Source organism: Bradyrhizobium sp. C9, from assembly GCF_002532045.1.
Lineage (GTDB): Bacteria > Pseudomonadota > Alphaproteobacteria > Rhizobiales > Xanthobacteraceae > Bradyrhizobium.
Genome location: NZ_NWTG01000018.1, coordinates 87,326 through 112,842, shown reverse-complemented (window position 1 = coordinate 112,842; position 25,517 = coordinate 87,326). Strand labels below are relative to the sequence as shown.

The 25,517-nt window shown below is 65.1% G+C and carries 25 protein-coding genes and 1 riboswitch; of the genes, 4 read left to right on the top strand and 21 right to left on the bottom strand.

Going from position 1 to position 25,517, the window contains the following annotated elements; all coding sequences use genetic code 11:
* Positions 1-54: 54 nt before the first annotated feature.
* Positions 55-1,200 (top strand): alkane 1-monooxygenase, encoded by a 1,146-nt coding sequence (locus CO675_RS28650; protein ID WP_097675137.1) that lies wholly within the window; start codon positions 55-57, stop codon positions 1,198-1,200.
* 15 nt (positions 1,201-1,215) lie between these two features.
* Here the strand turns inward: CO675_RS28650 and CO675_RS28645 are convergent, their stop codons facing one another.
* The 6 genes from CO675_RS28645 to CO675_RS28620 all read right to left on the bottom strand — a co-directional run bounded on the left by CO675_RS28645 (position 1,216) and on the right by CO675_RS28620 (position 5,235).
* A complete protein-coding gene (locus tag CO675_RS28645) occupies positions 1,216-1,998 on the bottom strand; it encodes a class I SAM-dependent methyltransferase (RefSeq protein ID WP_097675136.1) in 783 nt (260 codons plus the stop codon).
* Between the two features lie 151 nt (positions 1,999-2,149).
* A complete protein-coding gene (locus tag CO675_RS28640; RefSeq protein ID WP_097675135.1) occupies positions 2,150-2,521 on the bottom strand; it encodes a hypothetical protein in 372 nt (123 codons plus the stop codon).
* Positions 2,522-2,692: 171 nt separating this feature from the next.
* The gene (locus tag CO675_RS28635) at positions 2,693-2,986 is read right to left on the bottom strand and encodes a hypothetical protein (protein WP_097675134.1); all 294 of its coding nucleotides are present in this window, start codon (positions 2,984-2,986) and stop codon (positions 2,693-2,695) included.
* Between the two features lie 218 nt (positions 2,987-3,204).
* The gene (locus tag CO675_RS28630; protein WP_198964776.1) at positions 3,205-3,627 is read right to left on the bottom strand and encodes a zinc-ribbon domain containing protein; all 423 of its coding nucleotides are present in this window, start codon (positions 3,625-3,627) and stop codon (positions 3,205-3,207) included.
* Between the two features lie 150 nt (positions 3,628-3,777).
* Entirely contained in the window at positions 3,778-4,230 is a 453-nt protein-coding gene (locus CO675_RS28625; RefSeq protein ID WP_097675132.1) for a MaoC/PaaZ C-terminal domain-containing protein, read from the bottom strand.
* Positions 4,231-4,371: 141 nt separating this feature from the next.
* Complete coding sequence (locus CO675_RS28620) at positions 4,372-5,235, bottom strand: bifunctional 5,10-methylenetetrahydrofolate dehydrogenase/5,10-methenyltetrahydrofolate cyclohydrolase (RefSeq protein WP_097675131.1); 864 nt, start codon at positions 5,233-5,235, stop codon at positions 4,372-4,374.
* 15 nt (positions 5,236-5,250) lie between these two features.
* Positions 5,251-5,330, bottom strand: a riboswitch (ZMP/ZTP riboswitch).
* A 217-nt stretch (positions 5,331-5,547) separates the two neighbouring features.
* Here CO675_RS28620 and CO675_RS28615 point away from each other — a divergent pair.
* A complete protein-coding gene (locus CO675_RS28615; RefSeq protein ID WP_097675130.1) occupies positions 5,548-5,961 on the top strand; it encodes a hypothetical protein in 414 nt (137 codons plus the stop codon).
* Positions 5,962-6,081: 120 nt separating this feature from the next.
* Here CO675_RS28615 and CO675_RS28610 read toward each other — a convergent pair whose 3' ends face one another.
* Together CO675_RS28610 and CO675_RS28605 are read right to left on the bottom strand one after the other, a co-directional pair.
* Positions 6,082-6,606, bottom strand: a complete 525-nt coding sequence (locus tag CO675_RS28610) for a hypothetical protein (RefSeq protein ID WP_097675129.1) — start codon at positions 6,604-6,606, stop codon at positions 6,082-6,084.
* Positions 6,607-6,925: 319 nt separating this feature from the next.
* Entirely contained in the window at positions 6,926-7,483 is a 558-nt protein-coding gene (locus CO675_RS28605; protein ID WP_143279160.1) for a hypothetical protein, read from the bottom strand.
* A 340-nt stretch (positions 7,484-7,823) separates the two neighbouring features.
* Between CO675_RS28605 and CO675_RS28600 the strand changes: the two genes are divergently transcribed.
* Entirely contained in the window at positions 7,824-8,207 is a 384-nt protein-coding gene (locus tag CO675_RS28600; RefSeq protein ID WP_097675182.1) for a VOC family protein, read from the top strand.
* Positions 8,208-8,222: 15 nt separating this feature from the next.
* On the opposite strand, the gene CO675_RS28595 is transcribed toward CO675_RS28600, so the two are convergent.
* The gene (locus CO675_RS28595) at positions 8,223-8,654 is read right to left on the bottom strand and encodes a hypothetical protein (RefSeq protein WP_502693417.1); all 432 of its coding nucleotides are present in this window, start codon (positions 8,652-8,654) and stop codon (positions 8,223-8,225) included.
* Between the two features lie 238 nt (positions 8,655-8,892).
* Between CO675_RS28595 and CO675_RS28590 the strand changes: the two genes are divergently transcribed.
* On the top strand, positions 8,893-9,243 hold the full coding sequence (locus CO675_RS28590; protein ID WP_097675127.1) for a GrlR family regulatory protein: 351 nt from the start codon (positions 8,893-8,895) through the stop codon (positions 9,241-9,243).
* Positions 9,244-9,404: 161 nt separating this feature from the next.
* Here CO675_RS28590 and CO675_RS28585 read toward each other — a convergent pair whose 3' ends face one another.
* From CO675_RS28585 to CO675_RS28530, 12 genes are all read right to left on the bottom strand, one after another.
* Positions 9,405-10,490: an SMP-30/gluconolactonase/LRE family protein gene (locus CO675_RS28585; RefSeq protein ID WP_097675126.1), complete on the bottom strand. Its 1,086-nt coding sequence runs from the start codon at positions 10,488-10,490 to the stop codon at positions 9,405-9,407.
* Positions 10,491-10,802: 312 nt separating this feature from the next.
* Positions 10,803-13,484 carry a PAS domain S-box protein gene (locus CO675_RS28580; RefSeq protein WP_097675125.1) on the bottom strand — a complete coding sequence of 894 codons (2,682 nt, stop codon included), beginning with the start codon at positions 13,482-13,484 and terminating at the stop codon, positions 10,803-10,805.
* Positions 13,485-13,758: 274 nt separating this feature from the next.
* A complete protein-coding gene (locus CO675_RS28575; protein WP_097675124.1) occupies positions 13,759-14,640 on the bottom strand; it encodes a DMT family transporter in 882 nt (293 codons plus the stop codon).
* A 32-nt stretch (positions 14,641-14,672) separates the two neighbouring features.
* Positions 14,673-15,617, bottom strand: coding sequence for an alpha/beta hydrolase (locus tag CO675_RS28570; RefSeq protein ID WP_158231324.1), 945 nt, complete (start codon positions 15,615-15,617; stop codon positions 14,673-14,675).
* A gap of 118 nt (positions 15,618-15,735) precedes the next feature.
* Positions 15,736-16,533, bottom strand: a complete 798-nt coding sequence (locus CO675_RS28565) for an NUDIX hydrolase (protein ID WP_097675122.1) — start codon at positions 16,531-16,533, stop codon at positions 15,736-15,738.
* A gap of 2 nt (positions 16,534-16,535) precedes the next feature.
* Entirely contained in the window at positions 16,536-17,492 is a 957-nt protein-coding gene (locus CO675_RS28560) for a dihydrodipicolinate synthase family protein (protein WP_097675121.1), read from the bottom strand.
* A gap of 137 nt (positions 17,493-17,629) precedes the next feature.
* Positions 17,630-18,511: an SDR family oxidoreductase gene (locus CO675_RS28555; protein ID WP_097675120.1), complete on the bottom strand. Its 882-nt coding sequence runs from the start codon at positions 18,509-18,511 to the stop codon at positions 17,630-17,632.
* Positions 18,512-18,703: 192 nt separating this feature from the next.
* Positions 18,704-19,564: a MaoC family dehydratase gene (locus tag CO675_RS28550; protein ID WP_097675119.1), complete on the bottom strand. Its 861-nt coding sequence runs from the start codon at positions 19,562-19,564 to the stop codon at positions 18,704-18,706.
* Positions 19,565-19,760: 196 nt separating this feature from the next.
* Positions 19,761-20,150 (bottom strand): Zn-ribbon domain-containing OB-fold protein, encoded by a 390-nt coding sequence (locus CO675_RS28545; protein WP_021080623.1) that lies wholly within the window; start codon positions 20,148-20,150, stop codon positions 19,761-19,763.
* The gene (locus tag CO675_RS28540; protein ID WP_050405615.1) at positions 20,150-21,307 is read right to left on the bottom strand and encodes a thiolase family protein; all 1,158 of its coding nucleotides are present in this window, start codon (positions 21,305-21,307) and stop codon (positions 20,150-20,152) included. Before CO675_RS28540 ends, CO675_RS28545 begins: the two co-directional genes overlap by 1 nt.
* A 162-nt stretch (positions 21,308-21,469) precedes the next feature.
* Positions 21,470-21,748: a hypothetical protein gene (locus CO675_RS28535; RefSeq protein ID WP_245452966.1), complete on the bottom strand. Its 279-nt coding sequence runs from the start codon at positions 21,746-21,748 to the stop codon at positions 21,470-21,472.
* Between the two features lie 146 nt (positions 21,749-21,894).
* A complete protein-coding gene (locus CO675_RS28530; protein ID WP_097675118.1) occupies positions 21,895-25,389 on the bottom strand; it encodes an indolepyruvate ferredoxin oxidoreductase family protein in 3,495 nt (1,164 codons plus the stop codon).
* Positions 25,390-25,517: the final 128 nt, after the last annotated feature.

Sequence of the window (25,517 nt, the reverse complement as noted above, 5' to 3'; positions counted from 1 at the left end):
CTCGGGACAACAACGGCGAACGCCGCCTCGACAAGGAATGCTGGAGGGAATGCGATGATCTTCACGGGCACCAATGCCGCTGGCGAAACGATCACCTACCGGGACGGCAAGCGCTATCTGTGGATGCTCTCGTTCATCCCTCCGCTGATCCCGCTGCTGTCCTACTGGCTCTTCCTGCGGACGCACAATCCGCTGGTGACGCTGATTCCGTTCGTCTTCATCTTCATCCTGATCCCGCTGCTCGACGTCCTGTTCGGCGAAGACACCCACAATCCACCGGCCGAAGTGGTCGCCGCGATGGAGGCCGATCCCTATTATCTGCGGCTTGCGCGCATCACCGTGGTGTTTCCCTGGATCAACTACGTTGCCCTGATCGCCTTCTTCGGCACGCAGGACCTGCCGTGGTGGTCCTACGTCGCTTTGCTGCTCGGCGTCGGCACCATCAATGGCGGTGCGCTGTTGATCGGGCACGAGCTCGGCCACAAGGCTGACCGACTCAACATCTTCTTCGGCATGCTTGCCAACTGCGCGGTGGGTTACGCCCACTTCCGCGTCGAACATAATCGCGGCCATCACACCTGGGTCGCAACGCCGGAAGATCCCGCCAGCGCACGGTTCGGTGAATCGATCTATGCGTTCGCGACGCGTGAACTGCCGGGCGCGTTCAAGCGCGGCTGGCGCAATGAGGCCGAACGGCTGACTCGACGCGGCGAGCCGGTCTGGTCGGTCAACAACGAGATCCTGCAGGGCTTTGCGCTCACGATCGTCGTCGCGGCCATTCTGATTGCGCTGTTCGGCTGGAAGGTCGCGCCGTTCATCGTCGCGCATCATTTCCTCGGCTGGTACGCGCTGACCCAGGCCAATTATGTCGAGCACTACGGCTTGCTGCGCGAAAAGCTGCCGAGCGGCCGCTACCAGGCGGTCGAGCCGCGCCACTCCTGGAATACCAACCACATCGTCTCGAACCTGATGACGTTCCACCTGCAACGGCATTCCGATCACCACGCCAACCCGATGCGTCCCTACCAATCGCTGCGCGATTTCGACGACATCCCGCGGCTGCCGAACGGCTACACCGGCATGTTCGGCCTTGCTGCGATCCCGCCGCTCTGGTTCCGCGTGATGGACCCGAAGACACTGGCGTGGGCCGGCGGCGACAAGAGCAAGCTCAATCTCGGCGACCGGCCGGTGAACGCGTGATCGCGGTCGCCGCTTCTAGGTCTGCCCGGACCGCCGCTTCATCGCGCCGATGCCGAGGAACGAGCCATTGACGGACGGATACTGGCTGATGAATTCGAACGCATCGAAGCCAGGTGCTTCGAATTCCTTCAGCGCCTTCCACAGCAGCGTCGTATCCGGACAGGCCTGCGAATGGATGTCGTGGTGCACGATGATGCTGGCGTGGGAGCGCACCAGCAGGTGATCCTGCAGCGCGCCGCGCAGGCTGTGATCGCCGTCGATGAAGACGAAATCGGGCTTGAGCCGGTCGACATGCGCACCGACCAGCGGTGATGTTGAAAAGTCCTGTATGTAGACCGGCTCGATAGAGGCCTGCTCCTGCAGCAGATCGAAATAGGTCGAGATGAAGGGCGTCGGCGCGATCGGATCGAGTGCGATTACGGTCTCGAGATCGGCGCCGCTGTGCCTTAGCCACTCCGCAACCAGGATGAACATGCCGCCCCAGCGGCAGCCGATTTCCATATAGGAGGAAATGCCGGACGCGTTGCCCGCGAGCCAGGCCAGATACGGCGCGAGCTGGTTCGGATACTGCCAGAGGTGGAGGCCCCTGCCGAAATACGGCGCAAGCTCCGGCGGCTGCTCACGCAGAAGCTCGTCGTTGAGGCCGAGCGCAGGGATGAATTCCCGTTCGAGGTATTCCACGTCCAGCCGCTGCGTCGGGGTCAATGCCGCGATGGTGCCGATCGCCTCACGAACGAACGGCGCAAGATCGGCGAAGCGCTGGTACCGGTCGGCTGGAGCAAACTGGGCGTTGAGCATCGGCGCAATCACACGGACGGCTGGAGGGACACGCGGAGACCCCGGTCGTCGCGCCTCCGATGATTGAACGGATGGGACATCGGTCTCGGGCGGAGAATCTTGCAGCCGGCCCCAAATAGTCCGGCTAGTACGAACCGTTGCTGCGCTGCCTTCACCCGCTCGGGATCTTCCGCCGCACCGCCTCCGTGCCGGCATCGGTGACGCGATATCGGCGCCCCAACTCCGGAACGATCCAGCCCTTCTCGATCATTCCGGCAATGGTGCTGGGGCCGACGCCCGCGGGAAACGAACGGCGATTGCGGATCGCGTCGATCGCGACCCGCTCGAGATGGGTGGCGACATGCGAGGGGCGCGCGCGAAACGCCTTGGCCATGATGAGGACCGACAGCACCTCGGCGCGCCGGCGCACGGCCGACGCACTGCGGGTCAGTTCGTTGCTGATCTCGAGAGCGTTCTTACCGGCCCTGGCGAGTTCTCTGAGTTTGTCGTCCTCGTCAGAGCTCCAGCGCCGCACGATCCCCATCTGGCCCTCACCGCCTGGATACCCATCTCGAACCGATGCATACGCAGGCGGCGCTGATTTGCCATGTGACTTTCGGCACCTCTTGATGTGACGTTGGAGACTGTCGCCATCAAGAAGGCCGATTGCGGTGCCGCCCGATGCGGCACTCAGAGCATGATCTGATTGAATCGCTTAGTGCTTGCTGGGTTCGAGCGTGATGAGCACGCCGGTCGGTTCGGGCTCGTGCGGCCGCAGCGACGTCAGCTCCGGATCGCTCCACTCGGCAAGGCTCACCACCTCGCCGGTCTGCCCCGCCATGTCGGAGCTCTGGGCAGGTTCGAGCACCTTGAGCCCGCTAGTGTCGACGAAGAATGTGTGCTCGCCGAACACGCTGTTCAGTTGCGCGACCGCCGGATGATCATCCGGAAGCACCTGGGCGTTCAGTTGCGTCATGGTCTGCTTGACCTGCGTGGCATTAAGCTTCATCCGCTGCTCCTTCTTGTTGGTTCCGGCCTTGAATGGTTTCCTTGAATGGATTCCTTGGCTGGTTCCTCCCCGCCCGCACCCCCTTGCCGGAGGCTTCGAAGTCTCGAACCGATCAGGCAACGAAACGTTCCGCACGCGCGACGCATTGACCGCCTGCATCCGGGGTTCCACATCCATCGCTGCGTGAAGTGTGGCGCCAGGTCAGGCGCACCCGCTCGCTACGTCGCGGAAGGCTTCTTCGTGGCGAGCCCTTCCAGATGCACGCGGCGCGCCGCAGATTTGCGTGCGCGCGTCCTGGCGCGGCAGGCCCGGCAGCGCACGGCCTTGGTGAACACCTCGCCCTTGGCGGTCTCGTACCACCATTTCTGCTGCAACGGCGTCCAGACCTCGGCAACGCCGCAATCCTTGCAGACGAAAGGCTCGGGCCGATAGGTTCCGCGTTCGACGAAATCAGGAATCGAATAGCTGTTCGAGGGCGCGAGCTGGCTCGCGACCACCGCAACCTCGTCGCGCGCCAGCGCGATCTTGTAGTCGCGCAGGCGCTGCCGTTCGGCGGCGCGTTGTGCCAGCGTGCGACGCCATTCCTCAGCCTTGCGCTGCTTGGCTTCGATCTCGCCGCGCGTCTGCTTGCTGCGCTTCACGCCCACACCACCCGTCTGACACCGTTTCGACGAACCAGCCGCCCGGCAGCCCGGCATATCAACGCGACCTCATTGATACGCCGCACTCCGGCGCAGGCTTGCCATGCTAGCCGCAGCATCGCCGGGCAGCCAGTTCGGTCCGGTCGGAGGTTACGTCCGCCCCTGCTCTAGCGGCCGCAGGCGGATCAGCGCATCGAGAACCAGGACGAGCACAGGGCGCTGCTCGTCGTTGACGAGCTCGGTCTTGAAGATCACGACGGCATCGCGCCGCTCCGGCCTGATGGTGATTTTCTGGATCTGGGATTGCCCGGTGAGCGTGGTTCCCGGGCGAACCGGGCTCGGCAGGCGAATCTCGAAGCTGCGCCCGACGATGCCCGCCACCTTGGTCCAGATCGCCTCCACAACCAGCCGCTGATAGATCGCAATGGTGTTGAAGCCGCTCGCGATCAGGCCGCCGAACGGGCCAGCCGCAGCCGCGACGGGATCGGTATGGATCGGCACCGGATCATATTTGCCGGCGAACTCCAGAATCTCGGCTTCGCCGATCGTGTAGGTGCCGAGCTGGAATGTCTGGCCCTCGGTGAGATCTTCCGCATACAGCATCGCTGCGCCTCCGTCTGTCGCGCGACGATAGACCAAGGCTGCGGACTTTCCATTACCCCCGGGGTCATGAACTCCGCGCACCGGCTCCGGGTGCGCGGAAACCACGCGAGCGGCACCCGCCGCTCGCGTCTCGCCCTGCTGCTATTGCAGCCGGGCCGCCCTCGCCTTCGCGGCCTTCACCGTGTTCTCCATCAGGCAGGCGATCGTCATCGGGCCGACGCCGCGGGGCACCGGCGTGATCGCGCCGGCGACCTGCACCGCTTCGTCGAACAAGACGTCGCCGCAGACCGCGTAGCCGCCGTCCGGCTTCTCGACGCGCGTGGTGCCGACGTCGATGACGATGGCCTGCGGCTTGATCCAGTCGCCGCGCACGAGGCCCGCCTTCCCCACCGCGCTGACCAGGATATCGGCCTGACGGCAGATCTTGCTGATGCCACGCGTATGAATGTGGGTCTGCGTCACGGTCGCCTGCTCCTGCAGCAGCAGCGCGGCCATCGGCTTGCCCACGATGTTGGAGCTGCCGATCACCACGGCATGAGCGCCGGTGAGATCGGGCCGGATCGACTTGATCAACCTGAGACAGCCGAGCGGCGTGCACGGCACCAAGGCATCGTCGCCGTGGAACAGCCGGCCCGCGTTGAGCGCGTGCAGGCCGTCGACATCCTTCGCGGGATCGACCGCTGCCATCACGCGCAAGGCGTCGATATGCGCCGGCAGCGGCAGCTGGATCAGGATGCCGTCGATGTCGTCGCGTGCGTTGAGCGCGTCGATCCTGGCAAGCAGATCGGCCTCGCTGGCATCATCCGGCAGGCGTTCGACCTCGCCGCGCAGGCCAAGCCGCTCGGCCATCCGGACCTTGCTCTGCACGTAAATCTGGCTTGCCGGGTCACAGCCAACGAGCACGACCGTGAGCCCGGGCGCGCGGGGCAGCCGGTCCAGTTCGCTCGCAACCTTGTCGATGACAATTTGGGCATGCACATGCCCATCAAGAATGTTCGCCGTCATGGCACCTCCGTTTCGAAGCGGTGCCCAGGCGCGCGGCGTTCAGTCTCTGCGCTCCCCGATGGTGGTCCATCCAAGCGCCAGTCGCGCAGATGGCGCCGTCATAGCCGCCCGGCCCGGCAAACGCAAATCACGCTCCCTTGCGGCCGAACCGGCGACGAATTGCCCCTGCTCTTGCCGGTGGATCGGTGCGAGGTGGACCCCCTCCGGGGGTAGGATTCGGACAGAACTTGCGATAAGTCTCGGCGCTTGCCGGGCTTTTCCGATCCCCGGCGCCATCCTTCCGGTCATCACGCCACTTCGGATATTTTCATCATGAGACATATCATCCTCGCGCTGGCGCTCCTCTGCCCGGCTGCCGCGCTTGCTCAAGGCACCGCTCCAGCCACCACGCCCCCTCCCGCCGCCGACAAGCCGGCGGCGGCCCCGCAGCCGATGGTCGGCGACAAGCCGCTGGTCCAGGTCGGCAAGAAATCGGCGGCCAAGAAGGGCGAGAAGGCTGCACCCGGCAAGCCGCAATCGGTCGCGCAGAAGCTCCAGGCCTGTCAGGACATCGACGACGCCACCAAGGAGCGGCTGATGTGCTACGATGAGATATTCAAGCCGCAGCCCAAGCCGAAGGCAGCCCCTGCCAAGGGGGTCGCCGATTGCCGGTTCGTCAAGGAAGAGGACGAGCGGCTGACCTGCTACAACGGCTTCGCCGACAAGATTCCACGCCTGCCGCGCTAACCGGTTCCGGTCACCGGGACGCCTTCCGTAACCGGTTGCCCGCCCGATCTCGCGGACATGAAAATGCCGCCGCAAGTATTTGCGGCGGCGCGTCATTTTCCGATTGCGGCGTCTCGTTGTCTACCAGGTCCCGAAGCCGCCGAAGAAGCCCATGCGCGGCTGCTGCTGCGCCACACGGTAAGGCTGATACATGCCGGGCTGGGCCAGGCGTATCGGCTGCTGGTAATGGGTATGGCTGCGCGCAATCTTGCGCTTCTTCGGCGCCTGCGCCGGCTGCTCGGCCGGCTTCGCCTCGGCCACAACCGCGCCCTTCTGCGCGTCAGCCCTCTCCGACGGAATGAACTGGGCGAACGTGTCCCGGACACGGGCCTGCGCGGACGCATCGCTGGCAGCCGGCGGGGTGGCTGCGGCAACCGCGTTCACCTGCGACGGAACGATGGTCGGCAGGTTGGTGTCGTACACCACCCGCTCCGGCAGCTTCTGGGTCGACTTGATGCGTACCATGGTCTTGTTGTCGACGCCGGGCGACGACAGCCCTTGGCCCTGACTGGCGACCACGGCCTCCTGCGGGACGATCGCATTGACGACAAACAGCAGCGCGAGCAGCACGCCACCAACGAACAGGAAATAACGCGCCACAGGCATTTTGGGTGCTCCCCCCGCGCTACGGGCGCGGCTCAACTCGACGCGACGACATCCGTCATCGCGCAACGGACTCATCGTCTGCGCATGATCACCCGGACAGTCGCCATCCCGCGCTTCCGGGTCGTTCTCTAACGGTCGGCTTATTAGTTAGTTCCTGCCTGGCCGTTACGGTTCACCCGACAAGTCAATTCCCGGTCACTTTTTCGGGATGCAAGTTTGGAGCGTTTTCGAGCGAAGTGGGTACCGGTTCGCGTGAAGAAAACACGTCAAAACAAAAAGCTAGAACTTCGTTTCTGATGAAATCAGAACCGAAAGTGCTCTAGGCACGGCTGGCGGTCACGACCGTGCATTTCGCCTTGTCTGCGTTAACGTTTACGAACCCGATCAGCATCTGCGGATAGGTCTTGCGGCTCTTCATGGCGATGGTGTCCGGGATCAGCCGCTTGCGTTCGGTCACGGGGCTGCCGTCGCTGCGGATGAAGGCGCAGGCGATCTCGATATCCTTCACCGCGAAATCGTTGGCATTGCGCAGCGTCAGGGTGACCAGCATCTTCGAACCCAGCCCGCCGCGCCGCCAGGATTGCGAGGCGATCCGCAGCCGGTCTAGCGGCAATCTCTCGGTGCTGGGCTCGGACGCTTTAACCGCCTCGGCCGGCGGCGTGGCGGTCGCCACGCCGACCGTGGCGGGCTCATCTGCCGGGATGGCTGGCGCATCCTTTACGGCTTGGTTTGTAGGCTGCGCCCTGGTCGATGCCTCCTGCAGGGTGCGGATGACGGCGGAAGGCAGCGGCCAGACATCCTGGTCTCCGGCATCGCTCGGCTCGGGCAGCATGAGCCACGCCGCAATCCCGGCGACCGCGATCACCGACAGCAGCATGCTGGCGTAAAGGCCGCCCTCACCTAGACGTCCGCCGGCAAGCTTTGGAAACGACGCCAAGCCGATCCGCATCCTGGTGCCCTCACCCTCGACGCCCGATCACGCCGCCACCCAGCAGGGAAGCCGCAAGCATCGCAGCGTGCGGCCTCCGGGGCGGCCGCAGGTCGAGCGGCCACGCGAGAACAATCACCGACGGCCGCAATGGTTTCACAGCAGGACGACAATCTTGCGGCTGGCATCACGGAGGGATGGTATCCCAACGGAGCGCTCGCTAGATTTGCGCCGCCCGAGAGCGAATGCCGCGCACCCAAGCTCACGCGAGAACAACAAGGAGACCGCGATGCCCGTCGTTACCTGGGACCATGTCCATCTGCGCAGCCCCGATCCCGAGGCCACTGCGACGTGGTTGCGCGACATTCTCGGCGGCGAGATCATCCGCGGGCCGGGCCGCATCGACGTCCAGCTCGGCGGCGCCAAGGTGTTCATCGCGGAGGTGACGCAAGGCGACGGCGTCAACGCCCCGCCGGTGACGCCGTATCAGGGGCTCGACCACTTCGGGCTGACCGTGAAGGACATCGACGCGGTCGCGGCCGAGATCAAGGCCAAGGGCGTCGAGTTCACCAAGGAGCCGACCACGATCCGCCCCGGTGTGCGGATCTGCTTCATCCGCGGCCCGCAGGGCATCTCGATCGAGCTGCTCGAGCGCGACAAGAAATACGTGTGAGCGACGACCGTTCCGCTACGTCATGCTGCCGGGCATGAAGCAGCGGATCGTCACGCCCATGTAGCTCTTGATCGGCCAGACCATGGCGCGGCCGACCCGGTTGGGCTCGGTGACCACAGCCTCGTCTGGGACGTCGACCCAGGCTCCGTCGAGACGCACGCGGTAGTGCCCGTCCTTCGATTCCCAATCGACGTCGCTGACCGCGCTGCCGTCGGCATCCGAGCAGCATGGCCCCTTGCCGCTGCGCAGACCGTCGAACCATTCCTTGAGCGGTGAATTGGCGTAGCGGCCATCGGGATCGCGCGCCCGCGCGATTTCCACGGCCGCGGCCAACACCAGCGTCATCAGCCCGAGAGACACCATTACACGGCCCGCACGACGGGCCCAAGTTCCATCGGCATTGCGAGGGCGCGCCAAACGGCCGCCCGATTCAGTCCAGTCTGACATGTGTTCGCTCCAGCACTCACCGGCCAGTGCAACCAGAGCTATGCATTTCGCGGGCCAGTCCGATTCGCGCAAACGGTCCGCTGTCATCGCGCCGTCACACCGACTGGCAGGAACCGAGGGTTCACGGTCACTCCGGACACCCCCGGAATCAACCTGCCGCATTGCACGAGGTTGCTCGCTTTGGCATAAAAAACCAATCCGGATTGCTGCGGGCGCGGCAGCCGGTACATGGGACGTTATGAAGAACGGGCTGTACTCAATCCACGTCACCCTGCTGGACGGACGCGTCGGCAAGGGCAGCGGAGTGATTCTCTTCCGCGACGGGCAAATTCTCGGCGGCGATGCCTATCTGTATTACACCGGCAGCTACACGGTGAAGGGTGACGCGTTCAAAGGCGAGGTCCTGGTGCAACGCCACACCACCCCGCGCGAGACCGACAATCCGCTGTTCGGCGGGCCCGCGCCGGTCGGCATCGGCGTCTCCGGCACCTTCACCGACACCCGCGGCACCATGAGTGGAACGGCGCTGGTCGGCAAGGCGAGCCTGATCTTCGGCGCCACGCTGCACTGGCTCGCGGATATCAATTAGAGCCTCAGAGTCATCAGGCCCGTCATCCCCGGGATGTCGGATAGGAGCGGCGTCTCTCTATCCCCATCTTTGCGAGCGAAGCGAAGCATCGGACCGCAAGCGGAAGGATGGATTGCTTCGTCGCTAACGCTCCTCGCAATGACGCCGTAGGAAACGCCGCCTCACGTCGCGCCGTGCGCCTCGACATAGAGCGCGTAGATCGAATGGCATGACGCCATGTAGAGGCGGTTGTTCTTGGGTCCGCCGAAGGTCAGGTTCTCGCAGCGCTCTGGCAGGCGGATGAAGCCGAGCGGCTTGCCCTGCGGGCTGAACACCATGACGCCGTCGACATCCTCAGGTTTGCCCTTGAGCTGATAGACCCTGTGGCCGCCCGTCTCGACAGGCTCCGACTGCAGCGCGCCGTTGCTGCCCCAGCCGCACCACAGATTGCCGTCCCGGTCGACGCGGAAGCCGTCGAGCGATCCTTGGTCGGCGGCGTCGATCAGCTTAGTCTTGTTGCCGACGGAGCCATCGGAATTGACGTCGTAGCTCCAGATGCTGCGGTTCGGCGTGCCCTTCCACTCGACGACATAGAGCTTCTTCTCGTCCGGCGAGAACGCCAGCCCGTTGGGATTGACCAGGTCGGTGATGACGGCGGTGAGCTTGCCGTCGGTGCCGATCCGGAACACATTGGTGTTGTCCTGCTCGCGCTTGGCCTTGAAGCCCTCCCACTCGCCGGCGATGCCGAACACCGGATCGGTGAACCAGATCGTGTCGTCCGATTTGACCACGATGTCGTTCGGCGCATTGAGGCGCTTGCCTTCGAAACTGTCGGCCAGCACGGTGATCTTGCCGTTCTTCTCGGTGCGCGTGATCCGCCGCGTCACCGAATGTTCGCAGGTGACGAGCCGGCCCTGGCGGTCGCGGGTGTTGCCGTTGGCGAAATTGGCCGGGCTGCGGAACACGCTGAGGCTGCCGTCCTTCTCGCTGTACTTCATGATGCGGTTGTTGGGGATGTCGCTGAACAGCAGATAGCCGCCTTCGGGGAAATAAGCCGGCCCTTCCGCCCAGCGCATGCCGGTCGCGACCTGCTCCAGCGTAGAGCTGTAGAGCCGGTACTTGGCAAAACCCGGATCGAGGATTTCGACGGCCGGATCCGGATAGCGCTGATTGGGCTTGAACGGGAACGACTGCGCCATGGCGCGGCCGGCCGCTGCGCTCGCCATGCCCGCGCCGATGCCGGCCACCAGATTGCGCCGTGAAATCATGTTGTCCTCCCTGCCCGTACCGCCCGTTGATCGCCGGGTCGGCTAGCGAGCCGTAGGAGCGTTGTCGTCGATGGTCCAATGCCGTTCGGGCATCGATCGATGCCGATCGAATATTGGTCATCTCGCCATCGCAGCCGCGCTTCCCCGACCCGTCACCCCCGCGCAATGGCTTCGCCTTTGTCGCTGGAGGAGCGCGCTCTTGCGTGCGTCTCGAAGGGTGCGCGGCCCGGTTGGTGGCCGTCGATCCTTCGAGGCTCGCCGAAGAGGCTCGCACCTTAGGACGACGGGGTAGGAGCGAACTCGCGGCGCCTCCTACTCCGCCGCCTGCTCCAGCGGCGCGACGCGCGGCAGGATCATCTGGATGCGGGTGCCGTTGCCGGGCGCGGAATCGAGCGAGAGCCGGCCGCCGAGGCGATTGGTGACGATGCTGTAGACGATGTGCAGCCCGAGCCCGGTGCCACCCTGGTCGCGCCGCGTCGTGAAGAACGGATCGAAGGCGCGGCGGCGCACGTCGAGGCTCATACCGCAGCCATTGTCGGCGAAGATCACCTCGACATAGTCGTTGCCGGAGGCGTGCACCTGGATCTCGACCTCGCCGGCCTTGCCGTCCGGGAACGCATGCGCGACCGCATTGAGGAACAGATTGGTCAGCACCTGGCCATACGGTCCGGGATAGGAATTCATGATCAGGTTCGGCTCGCAATCGACGTTGAGCGTCAGATTGTGCTTGCGCAGGCCGGGCCGCAGACTCATCACCACCTGCTCGGTGAGGTCGCCGAGATCGAAGGTACGCTGGTCTGAATAGTTGCGGTCGGCCGCGACCTGCTTGAACGACTGGATCAGCTCGGCGGCGCGGTTCAGATTGGCGACGAGCTGCGAGGAGGCATCCCGCGCCGTGTTCAGGAAATCGTTCAGGCTCGAGCGGCGCAGATCGCCGCGCTCGACCTGGGTCGCGAAGTTCGCGGTCTTGCGCTCCAGCGCGGAGGCCACCGTGAGGCTGATGCCGACGGGATTGTTGACCTCATGGGCGACGCCGGCCACCAGGCGGCCGAGCGCGGCGAGCTTCTCGGCCTCGATCAGCGAATTCTGGGTTTCCCGCAGATTGCGCAGCGCAGCTTCCGCCGAATCCCTCGCCTTGCGCATCTCCTGTTCGGACCGCTTGCGCTCGCCGATGTCGAGCGCGACCGTGACGATGTTCTCGATGTCGCCCTGGGCATCGAGGATCGGCAGCTTGTTGACGAGCCATTGCCGCATGTTACCGGCGGCGTCCTTGTACTCCTCTTCGTAAAAACCAAGCTCGCGGCGCGCCGACAGCACGCGCTTGTCGTTCTCATCGGTCTTGGCCGCGCCATAGCGCGACATCAGCTCGGCGGTGGTCTGACCGATCGCGTCCTGCGGCTCGATGCCGAAGATGCCCGCCATGTAGCGGTTCATCAGCACGTAGCGCAAATTGCGTTCCTTGACGTTGATGACGGCGGGCACCGTGTCGATGACCATCTGCAACAGCCGGCGGCCTTCGGCGATGGCATCCTCGGCGCGCTTCTGGTCGGTGATGTCGCGCACCGTGCCCTCGTAGCGGATCACCTCGCCCTCGTCGTTGCGCACGACGGTCGCCGAATCGGACAGCCACAGCGCGGTGCCGTCCCGCGAGCGTACCTGGTACTCGTAATCGCGCACCGTGCCGTCGCGCTGCATCAGCTGCTGGTACTGCTGGCGCGCTGCCGGATCGACATAGACGGTGGAGGCGATGTCGCCGATCCCATTGATCAGGTCCTGCGGCGTCGCATAGCCCATCATCCGCGCCAGCGCCGGATTGGCGTTGAGCAGCGCGCCGCCCGGCGTCGTGACGTAGATGCCGTCGACCGACGCCTCGAACAGCTTGTGGTAGCTCTCCTCGGCGAGCCGCTGCTCGGCAAGTGCGCGCAGCGCGGCCTCGCGCGCGCTGTCGGCGTCGACCAGGGTCTGGCGGAACACTTCGGCGGCACGCGCGATGTCGCCGATCTCGTTGTCGAGGTCGGCGCCCGGAATGAACGCGCTCTTCTCGCCGCCCGCGACCTTGCGGATCGATCCGGCGATCCTGGCGAGCGGGCGAACGGTGCGGCGAACCACCAGCACCGAAGCGAACAGGCCGATCAGCACTCCCGCGGTGCCGAGCACGATGCTCTGCCATTTTGCCTCAGCCAGCGTGCGCGCGAAATCGCGCGACAGCACATGGCCGCGGCGCGAGCTGAGCTCGCGCAACAGCTCGGTGACCTTCTGGATCAGGCGGCCTTCGGCGCCGAGCACCTCGCGGTCGATGTCGGCGATCTGACCCTCGCGCACCGAGATCGCGCTGATCGCCTCGGCATAATTGTCGACCGCGCCGCGCAGCGTGGGATCGGCGATGGTCATCGCCCGCATGCTCTGCGCAGCCTGTTCGGCGGCCGACGTGTTGTGCGCCAGGAGCGCGGTGGCGATGCGGCTCTGGGTCTGCGACAGCGTGTTGGCCAGCGCCGCGTCATTGCTCGCGTCGACCGCCTTGTCAAACGCCTCGCGCAGCGGCGGCAGCCCGGCGACGATCTCGGCGCGGCGGCTGAGCAGCGCCGAGATGCGCTCGATCCCGCTGCGATAGGTCGCCAGCCGCTGGGTGACGCCGTCGATCATGTCCTGCTGCTCGGGCGCCAGCTCGATCCGGGTCTTCTTCAGGATCTCGCTCAGCGACTGGGCCGCCTCGGCGACCTGGGCCGACTGGTTGCCGGGCTCGGTGACGAAGTCCCGCGCCGCCAGCCGCAGCTCGTTGGTGCGGCGGTCGATGTCCTCGGCGATGTCGCCGACGCTTTGCAGCCGCTGCAGCTCGGCGAAGGTCGTATCGATGTGCCGGATCGCGATCACGCTGGCCGTGGACGTGATGATGATCACAGCCAGCACCAGCAGGAAGCTGCCGAACGTGAGCTGGCCAATCGAGAGGGAGAACGCACGCGGCGCTTGCGAATTCGGCGGCAATTCAGCGGTCATGTCATCAAGGCCGGGGTCCAATGCGCGTCAATATACGGGAAATTACGGGCTTTGGGGAAACATGCTGAAAGGCCGGGCCGACCGGAGGTGTGACCTGTGTCACCCGGGGGCCGCCGATGGCCGATTCCGGCACAGGGCGGCATCAAGCCTGGTCCGACGGGACGCCCGTCTCCTTGACGCATCCCGGGAGATCCCGCCGGCAGCCGGTTTCGGGAGACAGGGCATCAGCCGCCGGCGGTCGTCCGCGCCGGAATTGTCATCGCGGGTGATGACCTCAGGCCGCAGCAGTCCTACGAGCCGGAATCGTCATCGCGGCGACGCCGATCACGACGCAGGCAAGCCCGAGCCATGCCGTCGGGCTCAGCCGCTCGCCCAGAAAACCGACGCTGAGCGCAACCCCGATTGGCACCCGCAGATAGGCCTGCGCGGTGGTGCCGACCGAGCCCAGGGTCTGGATCAGGCGGAAGTAGATCACGAAGGCGATCGCGGTCGAGAACACGGCAAGCGCCAGCAAGGCGGCGAGTGAGCCGGTCGACGGCGTCAGCGTCCAGGGCCGCTCGACAACGAGGCTGAGCGGAATCAGGACCGCGGCGCCCGCGACCAGCGAGCCGGCGGCCGGCGCCATCGGATCGAGCCCCTTGAAGCCGCGGCTGAAGATCGCGGCGCAGGCGTAGCAGATGGTGGCGGCGACGATCGCGACCTCGGCCACGATGCCCTCCCCGAGATCGCGGAATGCGTCGACGCCGACGATCAGGCAGATGCCGGCCATGCCGGCAATCACCCCGAGCAGCTTGCGCGGGCTCGCGGCCTCGTGGCGCGTGATCGCAGCCGTGAACAGGAAGGTGAAGATCGGCGAGGCCGAATTGAGGATGGTGGCAAGGCCGGCATCGACGAAGCGTTCGCCCCAGGCGATCAGCGTCCACGGGATCACGCTGTTGAGGCAGGCCTGGAAGATGAAGCGGCGCCAGGTCGCGCCGTCCGTCGGCATGGTCACGCCGCGCATCCGCATGATGACGAGCAGCAAGAGCCCGGCGATTGCGGTGCGCGCCGCGATCAGCGTGATCGGCGGGATGGTCGCGACGCCGAGCTTGATGAAGGTGTAGGAGCCGCCCCAGAGGGTGGCGAGCGCGAGCAGCAGCGCCAGCTCGAAGCCCATGTTAGGTTGGCGCGCATCAGTGGCGGGGCCGCTCACGACGCGCTCCCTGCAAGCCAGGCTGTGGTCGCCGCAAACAGACCTTCCCGCCCGTGTTCAAGATGCATCAAATGCGTTGCCCTCGGCACGACGACATCGGCTTTCGTCGAGGCGCCCAGCGCCTGTGTCAGCCAGGCTGCATCCGCACCCTGGCAAAGGTTGTCCCATTCGCCGCGGACGATCAGCGTGGGAGCCTGGACGCGGCGTGGATCGTAGGCGAGCTGCCCCGACATCGCAGCGATGATGTCGGCCTGCGGTCCATTTGGAATCCGGACCGCCGGCGGGTTGCGTCCGGCCGCGCCGATATCGCTTGCCAGATAGGCCGGACCCCACTCGGCAAGGTCAGGCTCGATCAGCACCGGCGGATGCGACGGCGGGACGTCCTCGACAAATCGCTTCAATTGATCCGCGATCGTGACCTCGCGCCATGCACCGATGCTCTCGGGGAGCGGCAACCCGCGCAGCTCCCGCCGGACGATCGGCCCGAACAGCACGAGGCGGCCGACGGCGTCAGGACGGTCGGCAACAAAGCGGCCGGCCACCGTCGTGCCCCATGAATGCGCGACGATATGAACCGGCACACCGGCGCGCGTCTTGCGGATGTGATCGACCACCGCACTGACTTGAACGGCGGCTTCCGGCGCTCGGCCGAACGGCGCGACCCCGCTCGCGGGCATCGCCATCGGCCGCGGCCGGCTCGAGCCGCCGAAGCCTGTGAAATCGAAACCCCAGACGTCGAGGCCGGCGGCATTGAGGTCGTCCGCCCAGGATTTTCCGCCAAAGCGATAGCCGACCGACAGCGACGACGGGAACGTCGCGCCGTGAACGTAAAGCACGGGATCGCCCTTGCCCGGCCAGTGCCGCAGCAACAGCGTGTCGTCGCTGCCGGGCAGCGTCAGATGGGCTTCGTCAGAGATTGGCGCTTTCAAAGAGACTTGCACGTCGGCTCCTTTGGCGCCGGGCGGTTGGCCCAGCGCGGTGACCGACGTGGTTATAGCGAGCTTCTGGAGGTGATACTTCGATAGAGGCCGAAGTTTTGTAGCGCCGGCGCGGGCGACCTCAGCCCATCGCGCCGACGTCGAACACCTCGCCGTCGTAACCGGCTTCCTTGGGGATGCGGAGCTGGCGGCCGGTGGCGGTCTTGGTCATCACCGGCATCACGGCGACGATCGACTTGCCCTTGCTGTCGGCGAGCGCGGCAGCGACGTTCGGCTGCTTGCCGAGCCTGATCAGATTGCGCGTGGTCGGGAACGGCAGCTTGAAGCGGCCGGTCTCGCCGCCCTCCAGCGCCTCGCGCGTCGACACCCAGATCGAGTCGGTCGATTCCTTGCCGTCATGGGCGCCGAGCTGCTCGGGGGGCGCCGCGGCCAGGAAGAACCAGGTATCGAAGCGCTTCGGCATGCCCTCCGGCGTGATCCAGTGCGCATACGGCATGAGCTCGTCGAGTGCGAGCACCATGCCATTGTCCGTGAGCACCTTGAGGAAGGTGATCTTGCCTTCGTTCAACGCCGCGCGATGCGCGGTCGCGATCTCGTTCGCACGCCCGGCGTCGACCAGATCCTTCGACCCCTGTGGGCGTGCCAGCAGGATGCCGCTCTCCTCGAACGTCTCGCGGATCGCAGCGATGCGGAAGCCGAGCGCGTCGCCGTCGAGCCCTTCCCCACCGGAATACAGCGCGGGATCGGCGGCGATCTCCTTGTCGTTCTTGTCGACGCTGCCGCCCGGAAACACCAGCGCACCCGAGTTGAACTCGATCTGGTGATGGCGGACCATCATGAAGACTTCGATTTCGGATGGCGTTCCGTCACGCAGCAGCAAAACGGTCGACGCAAGGCGCGGGGCAACGATCTCGGTCATGATTATCCTGCTGCACTGGATTGCGGTTGCAGATTGGCGCGACGATCGACGCGCGCCACGCGGGAGAGCAGATAGTCGACCTCCGCCCTCGCCTGCGGCGTGATGACCGCACCGGGCTTGCGCTGGGCGCTGGAGGAGATGATGCCGCGCTTCTGCAGCACGTATTTGCGCACGGTCAGGCCAACGCCCGGCTGCTGCTCGTAGCGGATCAAGGGCAGATGCGCGTCGAACAGATCATGCGCGGCGTCGCGTTTTCCCGCCTTCGACAGGTTGACGACGTCGATCAGGAGTTCGGGGAAGGCATAGCCGGTCATCGCGCCATCGGCGCCGCGCTCCATCTCGAAATCGAGGAACAGGCCGCCATTGCCGACCAGGATCGACAGCGGCCGCAGCGAGCCGTCCTTCTGGAAGTTGCGCAAGGTGGAGATCTTCTCCAGGCCCGGCCAGTCCTCATGCTTGAGCATCACGCAGGATGGCGAATCCATCACGATCTTGCGGATCACCGCCGGCGTGAACACGACGGTGAGCGTCAGCGGGTAGTCCTGCAGCACCCAGGGAATATCGTCGCCGATCGCTTCCTGCGCCTGCTTGAAATAGCCCGTGATCTGGTCGTCGGTGCGCAGATGCGGTGGCGGCGCGATCATGACGCCCGCGGCGCCCGCATCCATCGACTTCTTCGCCAGCGAGCGCATCGTGGCAAAGCCCGGCGCCGAGACGCCGACGATCACCTGCAGCTTCCTGGCGCGCTTCACGAAGCGCAGCGCGACCTGCTCCGCCTCCACGGCATCGAGCTTCGGCGCCTCGCCCAGAATGCCGAGCACCGTGACGCCATCGCAGCCGACCTCGGTGTAGAAATCGGTCAGCCGGTCGATCGATGCCTCGTCGATGCGGCCGTCGTCGTGGAACGGGGTCGGCGCGATCGCAAAGGTTCCTGCGGCCTGGGCGGTGAGTTTTGTCATGGATGCCTCGTCTGTTTCGGCCCTCTATACAGCCTCATTCCCCGATGCGCCATTGCGCACCGCGGAAGCCCCATTCCAGGGCGAGCGCTATGGATTTCCGGTCCGACGCCGCGCATCGGGCCGGAAAGTCACTTTGGCTACTTGAACCGCCGCGCCGACTTCTTGATCTCCTCCTCGGAGAAGAAGATCTCCCTGGCGTGGGTGACGATGTCCTCGGCCTTCCATCCCGTGAACGGCGGTGTCCAGCCCTCCATTTCCATCATCCGCATCTCGCGGACGCCGCGCGGGCCCGAGACGCCGAGCACCTTGCCGGTCTGGTCGCCCGACAGGTCGCTGACCATGTAGAGCACGGCCGGCGCGATGCCGTCAGGCCCGAGCGCCGCACCCGGGTTCTCCTTGTAGCGCGGCAGGTCCGCCGTCATGCGGGTCAGCGCGCCCGGTGCCAGCGTCCAGATCCGGATGTTGTACTTGCGGCCTTCGATCGCCAGCACGTTGGAGAGGCCCCAGATGCCGCCCTTGGCCGCGCCGTAATTGGTCTGGCCGAAATTGCCGATCAGGCCGGAGGTCGAGGAGGTGTTGACGATGACGCCGCCGCCATTGTCGCGCATCCATTTGAACACCGGCTGGGTGCAGCAGAAGGTGCCCTTCAAATGCACCTTCATCACCCTGTCCCAGTTGGCTTCCTTGGCCTTGTGGAAGGTCTCGTCGAGCAGGATGCCGGCATTGTTGACCAGGATGTCGGCACGGCCGAAATGCTTGATGGCGTCGTCGAACACCGACTGGCCACCGGCCATGGTCGAGATGTCGGCGCCATTGGCGACCGCGCGGCCGCCCTCGGCCTTGATCGCGTCGACCACCTTGTCGGCCATCGACTTGTCGGAGCCCGAGCCGTCACGCGGGCCGCCGAGATCGTTGACGACCACCGCCGCGCCCTCGCGCGCAAACAGCTTTGCGTAGGCCTCACCAAGTCCGCCGCCGGCGCCCGTGATCAGCGCCACCTTGCCGTCGAGTAATCCCATGGTCGTTTCTCCCGTTTTTGTTGCTCTTCCTTACCTCGCCCCGCTCGCGGGGAGAGGTCGGATCGCATCGCGAGATGCGATCCGGGTGAGGGGGTACAGGTCTGTCCGCAGACCACCGTCGCGGAGAAGGCCCCTCACCCCACCCTCTCCCCGCAAGAGCGGGGCGAGGGAGACGACGGCCGTCGCATGTTGCTAAGCCAGCACCGTCTTGCCGCTCTTGATCACGGTGACGCCGCGCGACTTCACCTTGGCTTCGAACGACACCACGTTGCCGTCCTTCCACAGTTCCATGGTCACGGTCTCGCCGGGAAACACCGGCGAGGAGAACCGCGCCGCGTGCTGCTTGAAGGCGGACGGATCGTAGTCGGCATAGGTCTGCAACACGCCGCGGCAGGTGATGCCGTAGGTGCACATGCCGTGCAGGATCGGCCGCGGGAAGCCGGCCTTCTTGGCGAACTCCGGATCGGAGTGCAGCGGGTTGCGGTCGCCGCAGAGCCGATAGATCAGCGCCTGGTCGGGCCGCGTGGTGATGTCGACCACCTTGTCGGGCGCACGCTCCGGCACCTTGTGCGGCTCGGGCTGGCCATCGGAGGGGCCGCCGAAGCCGCCATCGCCGCGGGCGAAGCGCGAGGCGACGAGCGTGGCGAGCTTGTCGCCCTTCTCGTCTTTCAGCACGGTCTGGTGGCGGATCACCGCGCCCTTGTCCTTGCCCTTGTCGAACACGTCGAGCACGGTCGAGTCGGCTGTGATGTGGGCCGCGGTCGCGAACGGCTTGTGGAAGGTAATGTCGCGCTCGCCGTCGACCACCATCACGCGATTGAGATTCATCTCGCCGGGGCCGGCGCCCCAGGCCGCGACCGACGCGAACGTCGGCACCACCCTGAGCGGGCGCGGCGTCAGCACGCCCTCATTGACGAAGGCGAGTTCCTTCTCGTCCATCGGATCGGCGCCGAGGCCGATACCGTAGGCATAGAGCATCACGTCGCGATCGCTGTAGCTGTATTTCTGGCCGAGGTTCTTCAGGGCCATCAGCTGTTCGTACACGATTGGCATTGTTGTTTTCTCCCGAACATCTTCTTGGCGGTGCTCGTTGAAGCGCCCTCTCCCCTTGTGGGAGAGGGCTGCACCGGCAGTCGTCACAAACTCGCTTCGGTGAGGGTTCGCGCCGCAGAGAGAACATCGTTCGCGGAGAGAACCCCTCATCTGGCGGCCTTCGGCCGCCACCTTCTCCCACAAGGGGAGAAGGTACTTACGCCGGCGTGAAGAACGGCAGCGGGGCGCCGTCGGTGGGCTTCCACACCACCTTGACCTTCTGGCCGATCTTCACCGTCTCCAGATCGCAATCGACGATGTTGGTCTGCAGCGACGGGCCTTCCTTCAGCGTCACATAAGCAATCGCATACGGACCGGTCGGCGACTTCCGCATCAGGCTGTAGGTGTAGACCGTAGCCTCGCCGCTCGACTCTTCCCACACCGTCTTGTCGGAGAAACAGAACGGGCAGATCGCGCGCGGGAAGTAATGCGCTTCGCCGCAGGTGGTGCAGCGCTTGATCATGAACTTGCCCGCCTTCGCCGCTTCCCAGAACGGCGCGGTCTCCGGATTGGTCACCGGGGCATTGTACTTCTTGGCTTCAGACATCACGCACGCTCCAGAATGCAGGTTGAGGCGGCGTGGCGAACGCCGAGCAGACCGCCGGTGCCGTGGGCGATCGCGAGGTCGCAGTTCTGCACCTGCACCTTCGGATGTGCCTCGCCGCGCAACTGGCGCACCGCCTCGAGGATCTTCGTCATGCCGCCGCGGTTGACGGGATGGTTGCTGCACAGGCCACCGCCGTCGGTATTGAACGGCAGCTTGCCGACGCCCGAGATCAGATTGCCGTCGGCGACGAACTTGCCGCCCTCGCCCTTCTTGCAGAAGCCGAGATCCTCGAGCTGCATCAGCACGGTGATGGTGAAGCTGTCATAGATCGAGGCGTATTTGATGTCCTTCGGGGTCACGCCCGCCTCTTCGAACGCGCGCGGGCCGGACCACACGCCGGCGGAGTAAGTCAGGTCGAGATCCTTGCCGCCGCGCGGGCCCTTCATCGCCTCGCCATGGCCGATCAGGCGCACCAGCGGTTTCTTCAGGCTCTTCGCGATCTCCGGTGTGGTCACGATCATCGCGCCGCCGCCGTCGGTGACGACGCAGCAATCCATCCGGTGCAGCGGGTCGGAGATCATCGGCGAGTTGAGCACGTCCTCGACCGTGACGACCTCCTTCAGCATCGCATGCGGATTATATTGCGCGTGATGCGAGGCCGCGACCTTGATCCAGGCGAGCTGCTCGGAGGTGGTGCCGTAGTCGTGCATATGGCGCATGGCACACATGCCATAGGCATTGTGCGTGGTAGCCCCGTAAGCCAGTTCGAAATCCGCCTCGGCGCCTGACGCGCGCGGCGGCATCGGACCGGTGCGCGGCTTGCCTGCCAGCGTGACCAGCGCGACCGAGCACTTGCCCGCGGCGATCGCCTCGGCGGCGTGACCGAGATGGATCAGATAGGAACAGCCACCGGTCTCGGTGGAGTCGACGTGACGCAGCTTCTTGGTATTGAGGCCGAGGTAATCGACCATCGGCCACAGCCCGCCCGGCGCATCGCCGGCGCAGAAATAGCCGTCGATGTCGTCCTTGGTGAGCCCGGCATCCTCAATCGCACCCTTGGCGACCTCGGCGTGCAGCTGTGCTGTTGATTTATCGGGTGCATGCCGGGTGGGATGCTCGTAGATCCCGGCAATGTAGGCCTTGCCCTTGATGGTCAAATCGCTCTCCGCTGGCGTTTCTCGCTCCAGCGTTTTTCTGAACCGGCGGCGCGACCTTGGCAAGCGCGGAAATATTCCGTCAGGCGAGACTGTATTCGCAAGCTCGGAAGTCGTAGGGCGGGTTAGCCGAAGGCGTAACCCACCATTGCGTATGCCGGCAGGCTAGTGATGCTTTTCCAGAACGATCACTGCCCCAAGCGACGCGCATGACCACATCGATGCGGAATAGCAGTAGTTGGCCGGATAAACGCTGAGGTCGATGCGATCAGCGTTTGGTTCCGCCAGACGACGCTTCACTTCATTCTTCCAGAACGCGAAGCGATCGTCCGCTGCTATCCACTGAAGTGGAAGCCCTACGCCGGCAACGACGATGGTCGAGCCATCGCGCAGAAGCCGTACAATTGCTGCTTCGCCTATCGGCTCAATGCGACGCGCGCTCACGGACCCGCCGCTGTCCCAGAGTTCTGTGAGTGGAGTCTCGGTAACGATTCTCTGACTCGCATCCATCTCAAATCGTACCCCATCATGCATCAGCGAGCGGGCGAGATGGTGGGTTATGCTTCGCTAACCCACCCTACACAGCCTCCCTACTCCGCCGCCATCTGCCGCGGCGCGGGCGGCGGGTTGGCGAGGTCGGCGGCGAGTTGCGCGTAGCGAACCTTTGCCTCCTTGATCGCCTTGTCCTTCACCGGGCCGTAGCCGCGGATACGGTCGGGCAGCGACAGCAGTTCGACCGCGATGTCGTGATTGAGCGGCGACAGCAGGCTCAGCACCGTCGCGACATCCTTCTCGTAGCCGGCGATCAGGTCGCGCTCGAGCTTGCGGTCGGCGTTGTAGCCGAAGATGTCGAGCGGCGTGCCGCGCAGGACGCGGAATCGCGCCATCACCCTGAACGCCGACATCATCCACGAACCGAAGGCGCGCTTCTTCGGACGACCCTGCGCATCGAGCCCGCCGCCGAGGATCGGCGGGGCGAGATTGAAGTTGAACTTGAAGTCACCCTCGAACTGGTCGCGCAACTGCTTCTCGAAGCGGCCGTCGGTGAACAGCCGCGCCACCTCATACTCGTCCTTGTAGGCGAGCAGCTTGGCGTAGTTGATCGCGACCGCGCGCGGCAGCGCCTCGCCATAGCCGCCCCTGACGGCGGCGTCGCGGACCTGGTCGACCAGCTTGCGGTAGCGCTTTGCCAAGCGTGCGTTCTGATAGCCTGTCAGAAGGTCCGTGCGATGGGTAATGATCTCGTCGAGCGACATCGCATCCAGCGGCTTGACCGGCGCGACATCGTCATCCTGCCCCTTCATCATCGCGGCGAGCCGCGCCGGATCGGCCGCGGCCAGACGACCGAGCTGGAACGCCTGCGTGTTCATCTTGATCGAGACGCCATTGACCTCGATCGCCTGCTGGATCGATTCCGCAGACAACGGCAGCAGCCCACGCTGATAGGCAAAACCCATCATCATGATGTTGGTGGCGATGGAGTCGCCAAGCAGCGCTTCGGCCGGCTTGGTGAAGTCGAAGAAGGCGGAGTCCTTGCGCAGCTCGGTCTCCAGCACGCTGTTGACCTTGCGGCTCTGGAAATTGAAGTCGCGGTTGAGGATGAAATCCGCAGTCGGGATGATGTGGCTGTTGATGATGCCGACGGTGCGGCTCGGCTCGCACAGTGTGATGGTGTCCTTCGATACCGCGACGACTTCATCGGCGGCAAGGACCAGATCGGCCGTGCCGGTGACGATGCGCGAGCAGGTCACGTCAGCGGTATGCTCGGAGAGCCGGACGTGGCTGAGCACCGCGCCGCCCTTCTGCGCGAGGCCGGACATGTCGAGGATCATCGAGGCCTTGCCCTCGATATGCGCGGCCATGCCGAGCAGCGCACCGATCGTCAGCACGCCGGTACCGCCGACGCCGCCGACCGCGATGTTGTAGGGCCGGTCGAGCGCGGGCTTCGAGGTCGGCTCCGGCAAGACGCCGATATCGCCAAGCTCGGTCGGCGCGCGACGCTTCAGCGTGCCGCCGTCGACCGTGACGAAGGACGGGCAAAAACCCTTCACGCAGGAATAGTCCTTGTTGCAGGTCGACTGGTTGATGGTGCGCTTGCGCCCCAATTCCGTCTCCAGCGGCTCGACCGAGATGCAGTTGGACTGCACCGAGCAATCACCGCAGCCTTCGCAGACGGCAGGATTGATCAGCACGCGGCGCGCCGGATCCTCCATCAGGCCGCGCTTGCGGCGACGACGCTTTTCCGCGGCGCAGGTCTGCACGAACACGATCGCCGAGGTGCCCTTGGTGTCGCGACACATCTTCTGGACGTTCTCGAGCTCGTCGCGATGGAACAGCTTGACGTCAGGCGCGATGGTGTCGGCCGGATAGGCGTCGGGATTTTCCGAGACCAGATAGATCTCGCGAATGCCTTCGGCGTGGAGCTGGAAGGTGATCTGCTGCGGCGACAGATCGCCGTCGTGACGCTGGCCGCCGGTCATGGCGACCGCGTCGTTGTAGAGGATCTTGTAGGTGATGTTGGCCTTGGAGGCGATCGACTGACGGATCGCGAGAATGCCGGAGTGGAAATAGGTGCCGTCGCCGAGATTGGCGAAGATGTGGTTCTCGTTGGTGAACGGCGCGATGCCGACCCACGGCACGCCCTCGCCGCCCATATGCGTGAAGGTCTCGGTCGAGCGGTTCATCCACAGCGCCATGAAGTGGCAGCCGATGCCGCCGAGGGCGCGGCTGCCTTCCGGCACCTTGGTCGAGGTGTTGTGCGGGCAGCCCGAGCAGAAATACGGCGTGCGGCTGACCGGTGCGGTCGCCTGCATCTGCGACGACTGGCGCCCGTTGAACCAGTCCGCCTTGGCGCGCAGCATCTCGGCGATTTCAGGATTGAGATTAAGTCGAAGCAGCCGTTCGGTGAGCGAGCTCGCAAGCGAGGCCACGCTGAGTTCGGCGGCGAAGGTCAGGAAGCGCTTGTCGTGATCGTCCATCTTGCCGACGATGCGCGGGCGTACGTCGTCGCGCCAGTTGAACAGCTCCTGCTTGACCTGGTTTTCGACGATCTCGCGGCGCTCCTCGACGATGAAGATCTCCTCGAGGCCGACCGCGAAATTGCGTACGCCTTCCGGCTCCAGCGGCCAGGGCATGCCGATCTTGTAGAGGCGGATGCCGATCTTCGCGGCGATCTCGGGCGTGATGCCGAGCTCGCGCAGCGCCTGGCGGATGTCCTCATAGCTCTTGCCCGAGGCCATGATGCCGTAGCGCGCGTTCGGCGAATCCATGGTGATGCGGTTGACCTTGTTGGCGCGGGCAAAGGCGATCGCGGCAAAGCCCTTGTAGTCCTGCAGCCGGCGGTCCTGCTCGAACCGGTCGTCGGGCCAACGGATGTTCAGCCCGCCCGGCGGCAGCTCGAAATCGGCCGGGATGATGAACGGCGTCATCTCGTCGGTGAGATCGATCTCGGCCGTGGTCTCGACCGTCTCGGTGATCACCTTCATGCCGACCCAGCAGCCCGAGTAGCGCGACATCGCGATGCCCAAGAGGCCCATCTCGATCATTTCGTGGATGCTGGAGGGGTAGAGGTAGGGCATCAGCGCGGAGATGAAGGCGTGATCGGACTGATGCGGGACGGTGGAGGACTTTGCGCCGTGATCGTCGCCGGCAAGGCAGAGCACGCCGCCGTTCTTGGCCGAGCCTGCCGCGTTGCCGTGGCGGAAGACGTCGCCGCAACGATCTACGCCGGGGCCCTTGCCGTACCAGATGCCGACCGCCCCGTCGTATTTGGCGCCCGGCGACAAAGCGAGCTGCTGCGAGCCCCAGATCGCGGTGGCCGCGAGATCCTCGTTCACACCGGGCTGGAATCTGATGTTGTACTGCTCGAGATGCTTGCGGGCAGCGAACAGCTGCTGGTCATAGCCGCCGAGGGGGGAACCGCGATAGCCGGAGATGAACCCTGCGGTGTTGAGGCCTGCGGCGCGGTCGCGTCTGATCTGCGCCATGGGCAGGCGGACCAGCGCCTGGATGCCGGTCATGAAGACGTGGCCGGTGCCTTGGGTGTATTTCTGGTCGAGGCTGATAGGCCCTTGGTTGATTCCCATTTAGCCCTCTTTGCGCTGGTCGCGACGCCCGCTTTTTAGCTAGTCATCCGAACTTGTTAGAACCAGTCTATGTCGGATATTCCGGCCCGCGCAGCACAATTCTGGGCGACCGAGCCCGTCGCTCGAAA

Bases quoted from the DNA above. Each gene is read 5' to 3' on its own strand.
- CO675_RS28650 (WP_097675137.1), top strand. From the start codon at position 55: ATGATCTTCACGGGCACCAATGCCGCTGGCGAAACGATCACCTACCGG.
- CO675_RS28645 (WP_097675136.1), bottom strand. From the start codon at position 1,998: ATGCTCAACGCCCAGTTTGCTCCAGCCGACCGGTACCAGCGCTTCGCC.
- CO675_RS28640 (WP_097675135.1), bottom strand. From the start codon at position 2,521: ATGGGGATCGTGCGGCGCTGGAGCTCTGACGAGGACGACAAACTCAGA.
- CO675_RS28635 (WP_097675134.1), bottom strand. From the start codon at position 2,986: ATGAAGCTTAATGCCACGCAGGTCAAGCAGACCATGACGCAACTGAAC.
- CO675_RS28625 (WP_097675132.1), bottom strand. From the start codon at position 4,230: ATGCTGTATGCGGAAGATCTCACCGAGGGCCAGACATTCCAGCTCGGC.
- CO675_RS28620 (WP_097675131.1), bottom strand. From the start codon at position 5,235: ATGACGGCGAACATTCTTGATGGGCATGTGCATGCCCAAATTGTCATC.
- CO675_RS28615 (WP_097675130.1), top strand. From the start codon at position 5,548: ATGAGACATATCATCCTCGCGCTGGCGCTCCTCTGCCCGGCTGCCGCG.
- CO675_RS28610 (WP_097675129.1), bottom strand. From the start codon at position 6,606: ATGCCTGTGGCGCGTTATTTCCTGTTCGTTGGTGGCGTGCTGCTCGCG.
- CO675_RS28605 (WP_143279160.1), bottom strand. From the start codon at position 7,483: ATGCTGCTGTCGGTGATCGCGGTCGCCGGGATTGCGGCGTGGCTCATG.
- CO675_RS28600 (WP_097675182.1), top strand. From the start codon at position 7,824: ATGCCCGTCGTTACCTGGGACCATGTCCATCTGCGCAGCCCCGATCCC.
- CO675_RS28595 (WP_502693417.1), bottom strand. From the start codon at position 8,654: ATGTCAGACTGGACTGAATCGGGCGGCCGTTTGGCGCGCCCTCGCAAT.
- CO675_RS28590 (WP_097675127.1), top strand. From the start codon at position 8,893: ATGAAGAACGGGCTGTACTCAATCCACGTCACCCTGCTGGACGGACGC.
- CO675_RS28585 (WP_097675126.1), bottom strand. From the start codon at position 10,490: ATGATTTCACGGCGCAATCTGGTGGCCGGCATCGGCGCGGGCATGGCG.
- CO675_RS28580 (WP_097675125.1), bottom strand. From the start codon at position 13,484: ATGACCGCTGAATTGCCGCCGAATTCGCAAGCGCCGCGTGCGTTCTCC.
- CO675_RS28575 (WP_097675124.1), bottom strand. From the start codon at position 14,640: ATGGGCTTCGAGCTGGCGCTGCTGCTCGCGCTCGCCACCCTCTGGGGC.
- CO675_RS28565 (WP_097675122.1), bottom strand. From the start codon at position 16,533: ATGACCGAGATCGTTGCCCCGCGCCTTGCGTCGACCGTTTTGCTGCTG.
- CO675_RS28560 (WP_097675121.1), bottom strand. From the start codon at position 17,492: ATGACAAAACTCACCGCCCAGGCCGCAGGAACCTTTGCGATCGCGCCG.
- CO675_RS28555 (WP_097675120.1), bottom strand. From the start codon at position 18,511: ATGGGATTACTCGACGGCAAGGTGGCGCTGATCACGGGCGCCGGCGGC.
- CO675_RS28550 (WP_097675119.1), bottom strand. From the start codon at position 19,564: ATGCCAATCGTGTACGAACAGCTGATGGCCCTGAAGAACCTCGGCCAG.
- CO675_RS28545 (WP_021080623.1), bottom strand. From the start codon at position 20,150: ATGTCTGAAGCCAAGAAGTACAATGCCCCGGTGACCAATCCGGAGACC.
- CO675_RS28530 (WP_097675118.1), bottom strand. From the start codon at position 25,389: ATGGGAATCAACCAAGGGCCTATCAGCCTCGACCAGAAATACACCCAA.